At 39.3% G+C, this 16,521-nt stretch carries 18 protein-coding genes; 8 read left to right on the top strand and 10 right to left on the bottom strand.

All coding sequences use genetic code 11. The features are described 5' to 3' along the window. Window positions 1-57 precede the first annotated feature (57 nt). The 3 genes from SJW71_RS06180 to SJW71_RS06170 are packed head-to-tail and all read left to right on the top strand — an operon-like array spanning window position 58 to window position 2,944. Complete coding sequence (locus SJW71_RS06180; protein ID WP_431811864.1) at window positions 58-1,128, top strand: amidohydrolase family protein; 1,071 nt, start codon at window positions 58-60, stop codon at window positions 1,126-1,128. Then, window positions 1,125-2,267, top strand: coding sequence for an amidohydrolase (locus SJW71_RS06175; RefSeq protein ID WP_322606004.1), 1,143 nt, complete (start codon window positions 1,125-1,127; stop codon window positions 2,265-2,267). The genes SJW71_RS06180 and SJW71_RS06175 overlap by 4 nt, the downstream gene beginning before the upstream one ends. A 5-nt stretch (window positions 2,268-2,272) precedes the next feature. Continuing rightward, the gene (locus SJW71_RS06170; protein ID WP_431811863.1) at window positions 2,273-2,944 is read left to right on the top strand and encodes an AroM family protein; all 672 of its coding nucleotides are present in this window, start codon (window positions 2,273-2,275) and stop codon (window positions 2,942-2,944) included. Between the two features lie 45 nt (window positions 2,945-2,989). On the opposite strand, the gene SJW71_RS06165 is transcribed toward SJW71_RS06170, so the two are convergent. Next, on the bottom strand, window positions 2,990-3,307 hold the full coding sequence (locus SJW71_RS06165) for a hypothetical protein (protein ID WP_016992524.1): 318 nt from the start codon (window positions 3,305-3,307) through the stop codon (window positions 2,990-2,992). 136 nt (window positions 3,308-3,443) lie between these two features. On the opposite strand from SJW71_RS06165, the gene ytzI reads away from it, so the two are divergent. The 4 genes from ytzI (at window position 3,444) to SJW71_RS06145 (ending at window position 5,159) form a co-directional block, all read left to right on the top strand. After that, window positions 3,444-3,587, top strand: coding sequence for a YtzI protein (gene ytzI / locus SJW71_RS06160; RefSeq protein WP_274794176.1), 144 nt, complete (start codon window positions 3,444-3,446; stop codon window positions 3,585-3,587). 39 nt (window positions 3,588-3,626) lie between these two features. Next, entirely contained in the window at window positions 3,627-3,788 is a 162-nt protein-coding gene (locus tag SJW71_RS06155) for a hypothetical protein (RefSeq protein ID WP_274794177.1), read from the top strand. After that, window positions 3,785-4,018: a membrane protein insertion efficiency factor YidD gene (gene yidD / locus SJW71_RS06150; RefSeq protein ID WP_274794178.1), complete on the top strand. Its 234-nt coding sequence runs from the start codon at window positions 3,785-3,787 to the stop codon at window positions 4,016-4,018. The genes SJW71_RS06155 and yidD overlap by 4 nt, the downstream gene beginning before the upstream one ends. Before the next feature lie 109 nt (window positions 4,019-4,127). After that, on the top strand, window positions 4,128-5,159 hold the full coding sequence (locus SJW71_RS06145; RefSeq protein ID WP_431811862.1) for a metal ABC transporter solute-binding protein, Zn/Mn family: 1,032 nt from the start codon (window positions 4,128-4,130) through the stop codon (window positions 5,157-5,159). Here the strand turns inward: SJW71_RS06145 and SJW71_RS06140 are convergent. From SJW71_RS06140 to SJW71_RS06115, 6 genes are all read right to left on the bottom strand, one after another. Continuing rightward, window positions 5,133-6,314, bottom strand: coding sequence for a transglutaminase domain-containing protein (locus tag SJW71_RS06140; RefSeq protein WP_341386712.1), 1,182 nt, complete (start codon window positions 6,312-6,314; stop codon window positions 5,133-5,135). The two genes, SJW71_RS06145 and SJW71_RS06140, sit on opposite strands and share 27 nt — an antisense overlap. A 172-nt stretch (window positions 6,315-6,486) precedes the next feature. Beyond that, window positions 6,487-7,911, bottom strand: a complete 1,425-nt coding sequence (locus SJW71_RS06135; protein WP_431811861.1) for an o-succinylbenzoate--CoA ligase — start codon at window positions 7,909-7,911, stop codon at window positions 6,487-6,489. 262 nt (window positions 7,912-8,173) lie between these two features. Next, window positions 8,174-8,992: a 1,4-dihydroxy-2-naphthoyl-CoA synthase gene (gene menB, locus SJW71_RS06130; RefSeq protein WP_274794182.1), complete on the bottom strand. Its 819-nt coding sequence runs from the start codon at window positions 8,990-8,992 to the stop codon at window positions 8,174-8,176. A gap of 63 nt (window positions 8,993-9,055) precedes the next feature. After that, the gene (gene menH, locus SJW71_RS06125; protein ID WP_274794183.1) at window positions 9,056-9,865 is read right to left on the bottom strand and encodes a 2-succinyl-6-hydroxy-2,4-cyclohexadiene-1-carboxylate synthase; all 810 of its coding nucleotides are present in this window, start codon (window positions 9,863-9,865) and stop codon (window positions 9,056-9,058) included. Next, complete coding sequence (gene menD, locus SJW71_RS06120) at window positions 9,862-11,577, bottom strand: 2-succinyl-5-enolpyruvyl-6-hydroxy-3-cyclohexene-1-carboxylic-acid synthase (protein ID WP_407133897.1); 1,716 nt, start codon at window positions 11,575-11,577, stop codon at window positions 9,862-9,864. Before menD ends, menH begins: the two co-directional genes overlap by 4 nt. Then, window positions 11,570-12,955 carry an isochorismate synthase gene (locus tag SJW71_RS06115; RefSeq protein ID WP_274794185.1) on the bottom strand — a complete coding sequence of 462 codons (1,386 nt, stop codon included), beginning with the start codon at window positions 12,953-12,955 and terminating at the stop codon, window positions 11,570-11,572. Before SJW71_RS06115 ends, menD begins: the two co-directional genes overlap by 8 nt. A gap of 248 nt (window positions 12,956-13,203) precedes the next feature. On the opposite strand from SJW71_RS06115, the gene SJW71_RS06110 reads away from it, so the two are divergent. Beyond that, window positions 13,204-14,124, top strand: a complete 921-nt coding sequence (locus SJW71_RS06110; RefSeq protein WP_312506644.1) for a 1,4-dihydroxy-2-naphthoate polyprenyltransferase — start codon at window positions 13,204-13,206, stop codon at window positions 14,122-14,124. A gap of 14 nt (window positions 14,125-14,138) precedes the next feature. Here the strand turns inward: SJW71_RS06110 and SJW71_RS06105 are convergent, their stop codons facing one another. From SJW71_RS06105 to SJW71_RS06095, 3 genes are all read right to left on the bottom strand, one after another. Then, a complete protein-coding gene (locus SJW71_RS06105) occupies window positions 14,139-15,065 on the bottom strand; it encodes a dipeptidase (RefSeq protein ID WP_429978598.1) in 927 nt (308 codons plus the stop codon). A gap of 47 nt (window positions 15,066-15,112) precedes the next feature. Next, complete coding sequence (locus SJW71_RS06100; protein WP_274794188.1) at window positions 15,113-15,562, bottom strand: TraR/DksA C4-type zinc finger protein; 450 nt, start codon at window positions 15,560-15,562, stop codon at window positions 15,113-15,115. A gap of 73 nt (window positions 15,563-15,635) precedes the next feature. Further along, a complete protein-coding gene (locus SJW71_RS06095) occupies window positions 15,636-16,397 on the bottom strand; it encodes a MerR family transcriptional regulator (protein WP_274794189.1) in 762 nt (253 codons plus the stop codon). Between the last annotated feature and the right edge of the window lie 124 nt (window positions 16,398-16,521).

The raw sequence follows: 16,521 nt of genomic DNA, 5'->3' as shown, positions 1-16,521 counted from the left end.
CTAGAAAAGTGGAGATCTTGTCTCCGCTTTTCTCTTCATAAGGAGAGATCTGATCGAATGACTCGATATATAAATGGACTTGTTTTTAACTCTGAGACTCGTAGCTTTGATAAACAGTCGTTTCAAGTACAGGGGCAATACTTCGAACAATCTTCTCGTACAACTGAAACAGAAATAGATTTAGATGGTTATTATATTACACCTGGCTTTATCGACAGTTGTTCACAAATTGGTTTAGCTGAAATAGGGATTCGCTGGGAGGGCGATGATAGTTATGAATTTGATTCCCATCTTCAATATTCTGTAGTTGATGGCATTTATCCATTTGATGCAGCATTCCAAAAGGCAGTCTCTCATGGAGTAACAGCATCGCACATTGTTCCCTCCCCTAAAAGCTTAATTGGTGCGAAAACAGCCATCATCCATCATACACATACAACGGTCGATGAAATGGTCCTGATAAAGGATGTTGCTTATTCCTTCTCCATCGGCCATCAGGCAAAAAGTACATTTTTTGCTGAAAAGAAAAAGCCATTAACTCGTATGGGAATTGCCAAAATAGTAAGGGAAACATTGCAACAAATTCAGCAGCAAGAGCCACGGATTAAAAAAATTGTTATTCGGGCCCATAAAGCAGTAGATATTGAATTTGTTGGACGACTTCAACAAGAATTTGGCACTATTTTCGATTTTCATATTATTCATGGTACTGAAGTTCCTTTACTTAAGGGGGAATCCTTTAATACGGTCATTGCGGGACCAACATTTCGCTATATTGAGCATAATGAGATGATGGCACTATCGCCAAAACTTTACCGCCATCTGTCCAATCAACATATTCCATTTGTTTTTTGTACGGATCACCCTGTTAGTAGTACATCCCACCTAACTTTAGAAGGTTGCCTAGCCGTAAGAGAAGGAATGACACGCCAGGATGTTCTGTATGCATTAACAACAGGGGCTGCTAATTTTCTAGGTATAGCCCATAAAACAGGCGCTATTTGTGATGGACTTCTAGCTGATTTTGTCATATGGGATAAGCATCCATTAAATTTAGACGCCCAAGTTGTCGCTACTTATATTAAAGGGACAAAAGTTTATGCACGGGAAGAAGGGTTGACAGAATGATTATTTATCACCATGCAAAAATTTTCACAGTCGATGAACAAAATAATATTTTTGAACAGTTATGGATTGAGGATGGGCGAATTGTTTATGTTGGTCCAGCGAAGGATACTCCTCCCGATGCTGAATTAATTGATCTACAAGGAGCATATGTCACTCCTGGATTAATTGACATTCATGCTCATGTCGGAACATGGGCAGAAGTAACCGAAGATATTAATGATGCCAATGAATATAGTGAGCCCTTTACACCACTTATGCATGCTTTAGATAGTGTAGATATTCGGCACTTTTCTTTTCAGCATGCGCTGGAAGGTGGCGTGACAACTGTGCAAACTGGGCCAGGCAGTGCTAATGTTATCGGAGGCATTTGGAGCATCCTTAAAACAGCAGGACCTACCCTCGCCTCCCGTGTTCTTATAGAGCGAAGTGGATTAAAAGGAGCATTAGGTGAAAATCCTAAAAATGTCTTTGGCAATCAATATAAAAGAAAGCCTATGACGCGAATGGCTATTGCCCAGCTTTTACGAGATGGTTTCCAACGTGCGAGTCGCTTGAATGAACAAGAACAAACGGATCAAATCAACCACAACACAGAGTTACGCCCATTTATTGAGGTGCTACAGGGTGACATGCCCCTTCGCATTCACTGCCACCGTGCAGATGACATTATGACAGCTATACGAATCGCCAAAGAATTTAATGTAAAGCTTCACTTAGAACATTGTACAGAAGGTCATCTTATTGTCGATGCAGTTAAGAAGAGTGGCTTTCATGCAACACTTGGTCCCTATATGCTAACGCCATCTAAATATGAAACACGCCATTCTACACCAGCAATTGCAGCTATTTTTAAAGAGCATAATATACCTTTTGCCATTATGACGGATCATCCGTTTGTACCGATTCAGTATTTAAAATATTGTGCAACAGAAGCCATTCGCTATGGTTTAGATGAAGAAACAGCCATTAAAAGTATTACGATAAATGCTGCTAAGCTTGTACAGCTTGATCACCGAATCGGTAGTCTGGAGGCAGGCAAGGATGCTGATTTTGTTGTTTGGTCACACCCTATTTTTGAAACAGAAGCAAAGGTTTTACAAACTTATGTAAATGGAAAAAAATATTACGAAGCGGAGTGAGCACGTTGAAACATTCAAACATTGCCGTTGTCACAATTGGTCAAGCCCCTCGCAAAGATATGGCTAAAGATATTCAGCAATTAAGAGAATCCGGTCTCCATGTTCAAGAATACGGTGTACTTGATTCACTCTCTTCCGATGAAATTGCTAGGCTATCACCAGCTATTAAAGACACAGATGTTTTAGTGACACTTCTAGCAAATGGTGAGCAAGTAAAGTTAAGTAAACAAAAGCTTATGCCCTATATTCAGCAATGCATTAGTAAGCTACACGAATTCACTTGGGTATTACTTATGTGTACTGGAGACTTTACGAATAAGCTTTCTTCTAACAATCTATTACTTCCTGATCGTATGATGACAAATTTAGTAAAAGGGTTACATACAGAATTAACACTTGGCTTAATAGGTCCTGAGCCTGAACAACAACATACTGTTGCTGACAAATGGCAAAAAGCACAGTTCAATGTAATGTTTTCAGCAAGCTCCCCCTACCACTTCAATGCTCGACATCTATTAGCAAAAGCACGACTATTAGAAGATAAGGGAGCCGATTTGCTTATTCTTGATTGTATGGGCTATTCTTCAACAATGAAAAATACTATTAAAGATCAACTTTCTATACCTATCATTGTGCCGAGAGAAGCGGTTTTTACCATATTAAAAGCCATTAGTTAAGATTGAAAGAGGTCACTGTCCATTCAGTGACCTTTTCCTTTTTATTTAAACACGCTTATTGAAATAAGGAAGCTGTTCCACGAAAGCCTTTGTATCATCATCCCCATATTCATGAACGAGTGCATAAATTTTCATTAATCGCTTATCTATTTCATCATTTTCTCTATCTAAGTGATACTGTATATACGGTAGCTGGGCACGCCATGCATTTGAAATTTCTAACAGCTGCATTTGCTGAAAGATTCTTTCAAAAACATCTAATGCTTGACGATCTACGTTCAGTTCAAAGTTCCACGGCCCTGCATATGGATTTGTATAATACGTTCGATTGGCAAGTGAAAAATATACGCGCTGACGATCCATCTCACGATTCACTCCTTTTTCCATAGTATGGAGAGAAAGGAGTCGTTTTATTCGCTTGAATGTCAAACTTCCTTCACAATTAAAAAGGCCCTATAATTTATAATAGGTATGATGAACAAAGAACGGAGTGAATACTATGAGTTTAACTACGCTCTTAATAATTGCAGTTATTATTGTTATTGTTATTACAATTGCGACGATTATTAGTGTCAACCGTGCTTATGCCTTTAAACATACAATCGATGAAAGGCCGAAGCAAAATCATCAAGAAGAGCCATAAACATAGCCTTTTTAATAATATAAACTTGGAGTGAAAGCAATGGGTGTACCTTTACCAATTATCATTATGATTGCCATGATGATGCTAATGTTTGGTCTTTCTGTCATTATTATTATGAAGAAAAAAAATAATATTTTTACGCAAACAATTGATCCAAAGCCTGAACAAATGACGTCTCAGCAAAAGGATGAACAACGATGAAATACCCCTTTATTTGGCTCATTCAGTTTTATCGAAAATTCATTTCACCGATGACGCCCCCTACTTGTCGTTTCCATCCTACATGCTCTTCTTATGGACTAGAAGCTTTTCAAAAGCATGGGGCAATAAAGGGCTTTATCTTAACTATTACCCGCGTATCCAAATGCCATCCGTTCCACCCTGGTGGCTTTGATCCTGTACCTGAAAAATGGCCTTCGAAAAAGAAATAACTTTCGAGGGGCATTTTTTTCTTGTACTTTTTTAAGGAGTAGGTTATTATAAGAACTGTTCTAAAAAACAAATCGTAATCATTACTATTTAAGAAAGGGATTTTCTTATATGAAAAAACTATATTTAGTATTGCTCGTTGCCGTTCTTGCTGTATTTACTGCAGCATGCGGAGACAAATCGACGACTTCCCAAAAGACTGAGGAAAAGGATACGTTAACAGTCTATACAACTGTCTATCCTTTAAGCTATTTTGCTCAACGTATTGGAGGCGATTATGTTGACGTCTCTTCTATTTATCCAGCCGGTGCAAACGAACATACATTTGAGCCTACACAAAAAGATATGATGAACTTAGCAGATGCCGATATCTTTTTCTATATTGGCTTAGGACTAGAGGGCTTTGTGGAAAATGCTAAAAAAACATTAGCAAATGAAGATGTCACAATGGTGGCAACTGCTGATAATGTTTCAGATGAAAAGTTAGCTGTAAGCACAGGCCATGTTCATGCCGAAGAAGAACATGAAGCAGACGTACACGACGACCATGATCACGCAGCTACAGAGGAGGAGCACGATCATGATGGACACGGACATGACGAGCATGAGCATGGTGACATCGATCCACATGTTTGGCTATCTCCTACAATTAGTCAAGATTTAGCACTTGCTATTAAAAATACACTAGTTGAAAAAATGCCTGCTCAGGAATCGACTTTTAATAAAAATTACGAAGCATTAGTAAAAGAGCTACAAGATTTAGATAATAATTTTAAAGCGATGACAAACAAAGCACAAAACAAAACATTCTTTGTATCACATGCTGCATTTGGCTATATTGCAGGTCAATATGGCTTAACACAGGTGCCGATTGCCGGCTTAAATTCACAAAATGAGCCATCGCAAAAAGAATTAACAAAGATTGTAGATAAAGCAAATGAATTGCATATACACTATATTTTATTTGAACAAAACGTATCTTCTAAATTAGCAGAGGTTATTCAAAAAGAAGTTGGCGCAGAATCTCTTGTACTGCATAATTTAAGCGTGCTAACAGCTGATGATGAAAAAAATAATGAAACGTATTTCACATTGATGCAAAAAAATATTCAAACATTAGAAAAAGCTTTGAACGATCAATAAATGAGTAAGGAGGTGCCCCGAAAATAGATGGGACACCTCCTTTATTATGACGTATTTTTCTTGTGGCATACGTTTTTCAGTACGATAGATAGACGTTAGCTTACTTGTTGATTTTAGCATCGTTTTACGTTTTGCTTTTGAATGATTTACTACACTCTCTACTACTACCTTTGGCCATTCATTAAAATCGTGCAGAACAACAGGGTTTTCCTCTGTTTGTTTTTGTGTCACAAGCATTGTAGGCTGTAATTGTGTTACTGCTTGCCTATTCTCTGCAATTATTGAAATCCCTGCATTTTGATTAAAGCTTTGTTGTAAAGGCATTGTCAAACTCTGTCTTTTCGTTTCTTTTTGTATATCTGTATATTTTTCACTAGTTGCTGCCGGGAAACGGGCGTAGTCCCAAGTATGGTCTTGTGATAATTGGCGATCCGACACTAAAAAATATTGATAGCGTACTTCACCCTTACGATCTGGCAATGGATCATCCCACGTCACATCAATATGATACCACTCATGATCAAGCTTCACTAGCACCCAAGCATGAAGCTGTTCACCCACTTTGCCTGGTACATATTGCACTTCAAACCCTAACATCTCCAGCATTCGATATAACACTAACGCATACGCCTGACAAACTCCCTTATTTTCTGTAAGCAAAGTGTAGGGCGAATATTGACTTCCTTCTGTTTCCTTAGAATATTCTGCTGTTAAAACAATAAAATCATGTGCAGCCTGTAATTTTTCTATGTCACTTAATCCATGCATAGGTGCAGTAATGGTTGATAAAGTTTGCTCAACAAAAGCTGCCTCTGTTTGTGAAATATGGTAGGTAAATGCAAATTCGATGACAATATTATTGTTATAACCATCGTATTTCCATTTAAAACTAGAAATATTAGTATAAATATAAGAGTTTTGAATCGCAGTTTTCGTAATTTCTGTTAGTTCATCTTTTATCTCGGATATGTCACCAGTATAGCGTATTGAGAATTCTGTAGAGAGCTGCATAACTTCTTTATTAATGAGAGATTGTAGAGTTTCAATTGAATGAGCAGTTGCTACATTATCTTCTTGATAGTTTGCAAATACTTGCACATGACTCATTTGTAGAACAAATAATATAATGACAACATTATATATATATTTCCTCATATGAGTCATTCTCCTTTACTAAATAGTTTATGCCTCTCTTTTTTTATTATGTTAATGAATGTTTAATTTCATGCTAAAAGTTTAAATGTTTTGCATGATGGATTAGCCGTTTCCAATTTTAAAAACAAAATAAAAAAGAAGCCTCCATACGAAGACTTCTTTTCATCTATTTTTATTGTAATAATTTCCTTCTCAGCAATTTATCCGCTCCATTTCGCGGTAGACTGTCTGTAAATATAATTTCTTTAGGCATCTTATATTTAGCAAGTTTTTGTAAGCAAAAGGCCTGTAGTTGCTCAACAGACACTGGCTCATTTAACACAAGGAACGCAATGGGAACCTGCCCCCATTGCTCATCATCTACCCCACATACACCCGCTTCTTTGACCGCAGGATGTGTTAGTAGTACATTTTCTATTTCTGCTGGATAAATATTCTCGCCCCCAGAAATAATTAAATCTGCCCTACGATCAATCACATACAAGTATCCATCTTCATCTAAACAACCGATATCTCCCGTATGAAGCCAGCCATCAATCGTGGCATTTTTATGTGCAAAACGGCCAATATAGCCAGGTGTGACATGAGGACCTCGAATACAAATTTCCCCCTCACCTTTATCATTAGGATCTGCAATTTTTATTTGATTAAAAAATAAAGGCTTGCCAGCAGAACCGATTTTTTGCATGGCGTCTTCACTCGCCAAAGTAGCCGTTTGTGAAGATGTCTCTGTCATCCCATAGGTTTGCGCAACGGCTAAATTTAGAGAATGTGCTCTCGCTAAATAATCGACAGGCACCGGCCCTCCTCCAGCTAACATTAGCTTAAAATGAGGTGAAGCTTTCACATTGCGCTGCTCTAACGTATGTAGGATTCGTTCCAACGTCACCGCGACAACCGACATATGGGTTACTTCTCCGTCTATAATGTTTTGTGATATCGCTTCTGCATCAAATTGATCATATAAATAGACCTGATTACCATATAAAAGTGAACGTACTAATATGGAAAACCCACTAATATGAAATAAAGGAACTGCACAAAGCCAAACATCTTGAGGCTGCAGTCCAATATTTAATACAGAGGCTGTTGCACTTGCCTGATGGTTCCCAACTGTTTGGCGAACTCCCTTTGGAAAGCCCGTTGTACCTGATGTATACATAATAGTAGTTGTTTGATCTAATGGCCATTCCTTTTCAATAGTTAACTCGCCTTCCCCCCCATTTTCAATCGATGAAAATAAGTAATGGGCTGTTTCAGGAGGCAACTTCTCTATATCTTCATCTGCGATTAACACTGTCACTGCCTCTGAATCTTCTAGTTGATAGGCCAGCTCTTCCGGCGATAGTCTACGATTAAGCATCACCATTTCACATTGTAAATGCATGCAGGCATACATCATCATGACCAGTTCAGGCTTACTTGGTCCCATAATTGCAATTCGATCACCCTGCTGAATACCGATCCCTACTAGTTGACGAGCACGTTTTATAGATAATTCATTTAATTCCTGAAAAGTCCAGCTTTGATTTTTATAAGCTAATGCCTTTCGTAACGGTGTTAAATATGCTCGCTGTAAAATCCAATTTGGATACATCTTCGTCACTCCAATCCCCTACATCTTAACGCTTAATCATCTATTTTGTCTATTTGCATGTCTGTTATTTTAGGGATGCTACTCGCTACTTTTATTGTAATGTCCTGCTCCTCTATCCTTCACTTTCCTAGTTCTATCCATCACTTTACGGGCTGTATCCACTACTTTATTAATTCTATCCGCTTCTTCTATCGTAACCCCTTGCTTCCAGGCATAGAAAAAGCTCGTATCTCTAAAGATACGAGCCTTAAACCCTTTAGAATCAAGGGAATCTTGGGAATTGACCGAAATCTGGTTGACGTTTTTCTTTGAAAGCGTCGCGACCTTCTTTTGCTTCATCTGTTGTGTAGTAAAGAAGTGTAGCGTCTCCAGCCATTTGTTGAAGACCTGCTAAGCCGTCTGTATCTGCATTCATCGCTGCTTTTAAGAAGCGTAGTGCAGTTGGTGACATTTGTAGCATTTCTTCACACCATTGAACTGTTTCATCTTCTAATTGCTCATAAGGAACAACTGTATTGACTAAGCCCATATCAAGTGCTTGTTGTGCATCGTATTGACGGCAAAGGTACCAAATTTCACGTGCCTTTTTATGTCCAATAATACGAGCAAGATAGCCTGAGCCATAACCAGCATCGAATGAACCTACTTTTGGTCCAGTTTGTCCAAAGCGAGCATTGTCAGCAGCAATTGTTAAGTCACAGACAACATGTAAAACGTGACCTCCACCAATTGCATAGCCTGCTACCATCGCTACTACAGGTTTTGGAATTACACGGATTAAACGTTGTAAATCAAGAACGTTTAGACGTGGAATTTCATCTTCTCCTACATAGCCACCATGACCGCGAACTTTTTGGTCTCCGCCAGAGCAGAAAGCATGTTCACCTTCACCTGTTAAAATAATTACACCGATATTTTTGTCATCGCGTGCTCGTGAAAATGCGTCAATCATTTCCATAACCGTTTTAGGACGGAATGCGTTACGCACTTCTGGACGGTTAATCGTAATTTTTGCGATTCCGTTATAGAACTCATACTTTATGTCTTCATAAGTATGTAATGTAGTCCATTGACGTGTCATTGAATAGCCTCCTATATCATTAAATTCGTCTCGTTACTAGCGAGGCGCTAACGTAATATTAGATTACGTTAAATACTCCTCTACTATTGTAGCAAACTCAGCGGGATTTTCCACATGAATTGCATGTCCAGCGTCATTTACCGTCATATGGCTAACAGTATTTAATAGCGCTTTCATTTCTAGTGCAATTTCACAGAATTTCCCATCCATTGAACCGGTAATTAGCAATACAGGGACTGCTAACTGCGCCAATCTATCCCAATTTGAAGGTTGAGCTCCTGTACCAATACCTCTCAAGCTGCCCGCTAGTCCCTCTTTCTTCTGTGAAAGTCTTTCTGCTCGAATGACCTGTCTTACACTTTGAGGTAGACGATGCTGTGTACTAAAAAGCGGTATGTTCTCCCATGCATTCACAAACGATTCCAAACCATTTGTTAGAATTTTTTGTGCCAGTGCTTCATCTAGCTCACAACGCTCCTTACGCTCTTCTTCTGTACGTAAGCCTGGAGAGGCGCTTTCTAAAATAAGCTGATGAATACGATCTGGATAAGCCAGGGCATATGATAGAGCAATTCTACCACCCATTGAGTATCCTAACAGTGTAAAGTTCTCTAGATGAAGCTGGCAAAATATTTCTTCTAAATCTTGTAATTGTTCCTCCATGGAGAAACGTTGACAGTGCTGTGGAATAGCCGTTTGTCCATGTCCAATTAAATCAATGGCAATGACGCGTACATTGGGTAGGGCCTGTGCTAGATTGTGCCATGTAGCCGTGCTTCCCGTAAATCCATGTAATGCAACGAGTGTATGGATCCCATTTTGATTCCATATCTCAATATGCGTTTCAAGACCACGAATCATTAAATTTGTCATGCTTTTAACTCCGTATTAATACGTTTCCATAGCTCACGATGGGCAGTGACATTCTCTGTTCGATCAGTAAATATTTCAATCAAACGTAAAGGACGTTTTTTGCTTGTAGAAAATTTCTCGGAAAGCTCGGCAATCGTTTCTACACGGATATAATCCATATCATACATATTGGCAATATCACGGAATTCAAGGGCAGTTGGTGTGCCAAATAAGTCCTCATAATGAGCTTCCACTGTTGACTGTGGTAAATAAGAAAAAATACCGCCACCATCATTATTCATGACAAGGATCGTTAAGTTACATTGCTGATATCTTGAAGCAATGAGACCATTGATATCATGTAAAAAGGCTAAATCACCAATTAGTAAGAAGGTTTCTCGGCCATTTCCTTGACTGAAGCCCATTGCCGTTGACACTACGCCATCAATCCCATTTGTACCACGATTTGCAAAAATACGCAGATCCTTCGGTGTAGCTAGTAAAAATGTATCGATATCACGCACTGGCATACTGCTGCTAACGAAAATATCACTACCATCAGGAATCATTTTCAGTAAACGACTGACCATGGCTCCCTCATCTTTTTCTACTTCTGAATATTGCTCGATATGCATAGAAGCAAGCTGATTCGCTTTTTGCCATTCAGCTAGGTAAGTCTCCTCAATAGCAGTTTTCGTAATAGCTAGTTGAGTCAGCCACTGATCGATATTGGCATGAATAAAATGCGTGGAAACGCCCGTAGCATCTCTAAACATTGGGTCTTCATCAATAATCACATAGGCATTTGGCTGTGATTTTGTGATGAATTGCATGATAAACTTCGAGACAGGCTGTGCCCCTAAGCGTATAACTGTATCTGGTTGCACCAGTGCTTTGAAGTCATCACTTTTCATAATGGCATCGTAGGTAGTCACAATATATGGTAAGCAATCCTCTGGTACGGATGCCCGCATATTCGATAAACTCTCAACAATTACTGGCCACTTTAGCTGACGCACAAACTCCCAAACGATGGCTAAATCCGTGCCAAGAGCTAGCTCACCTATAATAACAAAGCCTCTCTTCGTCGATTGTAAAATAGAGGAGAGCTCCTGTTGATCGGCAGTTGTTGGGATTAGCTGTCCCATACTGCTGTGCTTGAACGTCGCTGTTGGTAGTTCATTTCGAAAATCAATTAATAAAGGCTCTCGGAAAGGTACATTGATATGTACTGGACCAAAAGGCGCACTCGTTGCAATAGCTACAGCACGGGCAAGATGACGCTCAATAAAAGGTAATGTTGGATCAGCACCATCTGCTAACGGAAAATCAACACTCCATTTTACATGGGAACCATATAAATTAGGCTGATTGATGGCCTGTGGTGCGCCGACCTCTCGTAATTCATGAGGACGGTCAGCTGTTATGACAATCAGTGGAACACGTGCATAGCTTGCCTCCACAATTGCAGGAAAATAGTTTGCTGCAGCTGTACCTGATGTACATAATAGAACAACAGGCTTAGCTGTGGCCTTCGCTAGACCTAACGCAAAGAATGCAGCCGAGCGCTCATCTACTTGACGATACATTTTTACTTGATTTGTAGATGCAACAGCATAGGCAAGTGGTGTTGAACGTGATCCTGGACTGACTACCACATTTTCAACACCCGCTTGTACTAGCGATGCGACCATTTGATAAACATAATCTGTTAATATTTTCCGTTCACTCATGTAATTGTCCCCCTAGCGCGCGAAGCATTGGACGGAATTTTACTAATGTTTCTTCATATTCAGATTGTGGTTCTGAATCTGCTACAATCCCTCCGCCTGCATATAAATAAGCTTTATCGCCTAGTAATGCAGCCGAGCGGATCGCGACTGCAAATTCGCCATTACCCTCTGCGTCTAACCAACCAATTGGTGCTGCATACAAACCACGATTCATAGGCTCATATTTACGGATGGCTGCCAACGCTTCTTTACGTGGTACTCCCCCTAAAGCGGGTGTGGGATGTAAAGATTTTGTAAGCTGTAAGATTGTAGCATCCTCATTTAACTGACCTTCTACAGGTGTATATAGATGTTGGATGTCTCGTATTTTTAATAGGCGAGGTTTGTCAGGTACCGTCATGTTCACACAATTTTTGCGGAATGTGTCCGCAATCATATCCACAACATATTGATGTTCTCCACCGTTTTTTGGGTCATTTAGTAAACTTTGTCCATACGCTTCATCTTCTTCTGCTGTTTTTCCTCGTTTAATTGAGCCAGCAACACAAGACGAAAACGCACGGCCTTCTTCTACCTTAACAAGGCGTTCAGGCGAGGCTCCAAAAAATAATAGATCCTTATGCTCTAAACCAAATAGATAGCTTTCTGGCTGCTCATGAATTATTTGAGAAAGCACTTGAGGTGCAGATACAGATTCTTTAAATTGCAAGGCAAGTGAGCGAGCAATAACCACCTTATCTGCCTTCTTCTGCTTAATTAATGCTGTCACTTGGTCGATTGAGGCTAAATAGGGCTCCTTATATGGCTCAAAATAACTTGTAATTTCAGGTTTTGTATACGTTTTCACTTCTTTAACCTGCGCTGCGTGAATTAAATGATCTCGCTCTTTCCTTAGAGCTTCTAGCTTACTCTCCGCCTGCTGATCTTGTGTTAAAAGATGAATACTTACGTAAGCTTTATCATCACGGATTACAAGTTGAAACGTTGCTAGTGCAAAATAAGCCTCTGGGAAATCCGTCCATTCCCCATCGACATTATTTTGTGGATCAAATGTAAAACCACCAAATAAAATGGGCTGTAGCTCGCTTTGTCCCTTTTGACAGTTTTTCGTTAAGTTCTTCCACTCCGCTTCTACAGCATCAAAACGCTCATTTTTTGCATTGTTTTGAATGGTATGGGCATGTCCCAGCCCTACTAATGTCATTGTTTTTTCTCTATTTTGCCAATAAAATCGTTCACCTTTATAACGCTCCTCACCTGCCGCATAAAATGCAAGTGGAGATAAGCGACTTACTTCAATTGTTTCCATATAAAAATGAAGGCTTTGGCCCAAATAGTCCACTTCTACTTCTGTGGCTTGGTACCACTTCTGTTGCATGAAAATTACCTCCGTTGTTGCAATGTACATAATTAAAATGATGAATCAAACACATCATTTTTTGGTTGGCAACAGTGTCATTCTTACTGTTGCTAATACCCTATTTTTATTTTCAGTTCATAAATGCATGTTCTATTGTATCACTTTTTTTCATTTAACAGTATGTAATAAGCTGTGAACCTACCCATTTTCTCAATCTTCGTTTAAAATAGAAAGAGTCGACAACATTTGAAGGAGAGAAAGACCTTATGACCAAAGTCATTGAAGCTGATAGGGGTTTTAAAGTTTGGTGGCATTTAACGCGTCCACATACTTTAACCGCTTCATTCGTTCCAGTATTCCTAGGAACAGCAATTGCTCTAGCAATTGAACAAGAAACAATTGATTTTGGACTATTTTTTGCTATGCTCATTGCAAGTATGCTTATCCAAGCAGCAACGAATATGTTCAATGAATATTACGATTACAAATTAGGATTAGATAACGAGCATTCTGTTGGGATTGGCGGAACCATCGTCCGTCATGGAGTACAGCCAAAAACAATTATGATGATTGCACTAAGCTTTTATGCTATTGCCATGCTTCTTGGCATTTACATATGTGCCTCAACATCTTGGTGGTTAGCAGCTGTAGGCCTTGTTTGTATGCTTATTGGTTTCTTATATACAGGAGGACCATACCCAATAGCCTATTCCCCATTTGGAGAGATTGTCTCTGGAGCAGTAATGGGCATGGGAATTGTGTTAATTGCCTTCTATATTCAAACGCTTACAGTGACACTCGATGCTGTGTTGCTGTCTGTACCAAGTATGATTTTAGTCGGAGCCATTATGTTATCCAATAATATCCGTGATATTGTGGGTGATACAGAAGGTGGAAGAAAAACTTTAGCTATTTTAGTAGGACGTGATAATGCCATTTCTGTGTTATCTGGCTTTTTTATCGTCTCGTATTTATGGGTCATTGCCCTTGTAGCAGTTGATGGCATTACTTTTTGGGCATTAATTATCTTCCTGAGCATTCCGAAACCATTACGTGCCATTCAAATTTTCCGAGACAAAAAAGAAGCCAAAGAAGTGATGCCTGCGATGAAATATACAGCGCAAACCAATACTTTCTTCGGCTTCCTATTAGGAATCGGTTTATTAATTCATTATTTCTTTTATTAAAAGATGCGGCAGCCTTAACGGGTTGCTGCTTTTTTTACATAACGTCTGAAATTTTGACTTGCAATACCATGCACTTCCTCGTCTGAAAAACGTGCTCGTAATGCCTCTAATAAATTTTGCGCTTCTCCTGCATGTGCTAAGCCATTGACAGTCCGATCAATACCATCAAAATCTGAGCCTAGCCCTATATGCTCTACACCAACTAGCTTTGCTAAATGCTCCACATGATCGACTAGATGATCTAGTGTTGCATCTCGATTAATGAAGAGTGGAAAATAAACAACATGGATATGTCCCCCATGTTCTACAAGTGCCTTTGCCTGTGCATCTGTTAAATTACGTGGGTGGTCACAGAGTGCACGAGCATTACTATGACTTGCAATAATATGCTTCGCTAATGGCAACACATCCCAAAAGCTTTGTTCATTTAAATGGGAGACATCAATAATAATATCCCGTTTATTTAGTAATTGTATGACCTCTTTACCAAATGGCTTCAAACCAAGACTTGCATCCTGCTCAGCTCCATGTGCAACAGCATTCTCTTCATTCCATGTTAAGCCGACTAATTTTACGCCCGCATCGAGTACTGCTGTCAGCTTTGCTAGATCTTCTCCAATTGCACTACAGCCCTCTAAACTTAATATAGCTCCTATTTCATGTGGAGCTAAATGGTCTAACTGTGCCCAATCTGCAATATGCACCATGCCCTCTGTTTGTAATACATGGGTATGAAATACTTCGATTTGACGCATGACCTCAAGAAATTGAAGATTTTGTGGAATTTGCGGGTCTATAAAAATGGCGAACACTTGAGCCTCTACTTGCCCTAATTGCAATCTTTTTTGATTGGCATGTAAACGCACATCCTCAGCAAAATTTGCCGATTCAAGAGTAGTTAACTTTAAAAGCGCATCACAATGTAAATCAATAATCTTCATATCCTCACCTCTACAGTTATTATACTGCTTCCATGAGGAAAAACAGACTAAATTTTATCCTGTGGCGTATCGGAAGAGCCAAATTCCTCAAGCTCAATAAAATCATCTGACTTTGGCGTTGAAGAAAGAATATCTTCTTCCACTGGTCGTAAATTGTCTTCTTTCTTTTCCGCATGCTCCACACAGGTCAGAGCTTGCGGCATTGCCTCTAAACGACCAATTGGAAGCTCTTTACCACATACCGCACATTTGCCGTATGTGCCGTCAGCCATTGCTTGAAGGGCTTCTTTTATTTCCTCTGCATTATCACCGCGATGTTCATCAATAGCCATTTCTGTAAGTTGATCCGTTAAATCACTAGCATTATCAGCTGGATGATTATCATAATTCGATAGCTCTGTCGCTTGTGGTCGCTCCGATTCCTTTATTCGTTGTTCTATTGTTTGTAATTCTTGCTCTAGTTGTCTTTTAAATTTTTGCATAACTTGTTGATCCATAAAAATCCCCTCCTCATGCCTTCATATTTTCCTCATTTACGATTTCTAAAACATGTCAGCAATAAGGATGCTTTTATTTCCTCGTATAAGCTATAATCGCATCATGTAAAAATTGTGCTGCTCCCGTCGCACTTCGCTCATCATAGTAAGCAGTAAAACGTTCATCCGAGATATACATTTGAGCTAGCCCAGCATGTGCCTCTGTTGAATATTCCTTCCACGTAAAGCTCAGCCAGCGTTTATGCAACTCAGCTACTTCCATCGCCAAGTCACTTGTAGCATCACCAAGCTCCATTGCTTCTGCTAAACGCTCAAACATTTGCTGCTCTAACTGCTGCATTGCTTGATATTGTTGTTCTGTCATATTCATCAGCTTAGCATTCGAAGCATCCACTGTTTCATCTCCATATTTGGCGCGAATTTCTTGGCCATATTGCTTTTCATTATCCTCGATTAACTTTTCTTTAAAACCTTTAAATTTTTCTTCATTTGACATTGGTCGTTCCTCCTCAATGGATTGTATTGTTTTTTCTACTGTCTGCAAGATGGTTTCAAGCTGCTCCTTGCGTTGAAGCAAAGCAGCTCTATGTGTTTTTAGCGCCTCGGCATGTTGAAAGTTAGGCGCCTGAATAATGGCCTGAATCGTTGCTAGCTTCATATCCAATGCACGATAAAATAAAATCTGCTGTAGCATATCAATTTCATATTGGCCATAAAATCGATAGCCTGCCTCATTGGTTCTAGCTGGCTTCAGCAGCCCAATTTCATCATAATAGCGTAATGTTCTCGTACTAACTCCCGACATTTGGGCTAGCTCTTGAATTGTATATTCCATGTTGTCACCTCCCACTAATGCTACTGTAAACTTTGACGCAACGTTAAGGTCAATAGCAAAATGAAAATAAATTTTCTAAACCATATTCATCCTTTCAGTTCATATAATTCCATAAATACCTATA

The sequence above is a fragment of the Lysinibacillus sp. FW12 genome (assembly GCF_050817245.1).
Classification (GTDB): Bacteria; Bacillota; Bacilli; order Bacillales_A; family Planococcaceae; genus Lysinibacillus; species Lysinibacillus irui.
The sequence above is the reverse complement of the archived record's forward strand: the minus strand, read 5'-3'. Positions and strand labels throughout refer to the sequence as shown.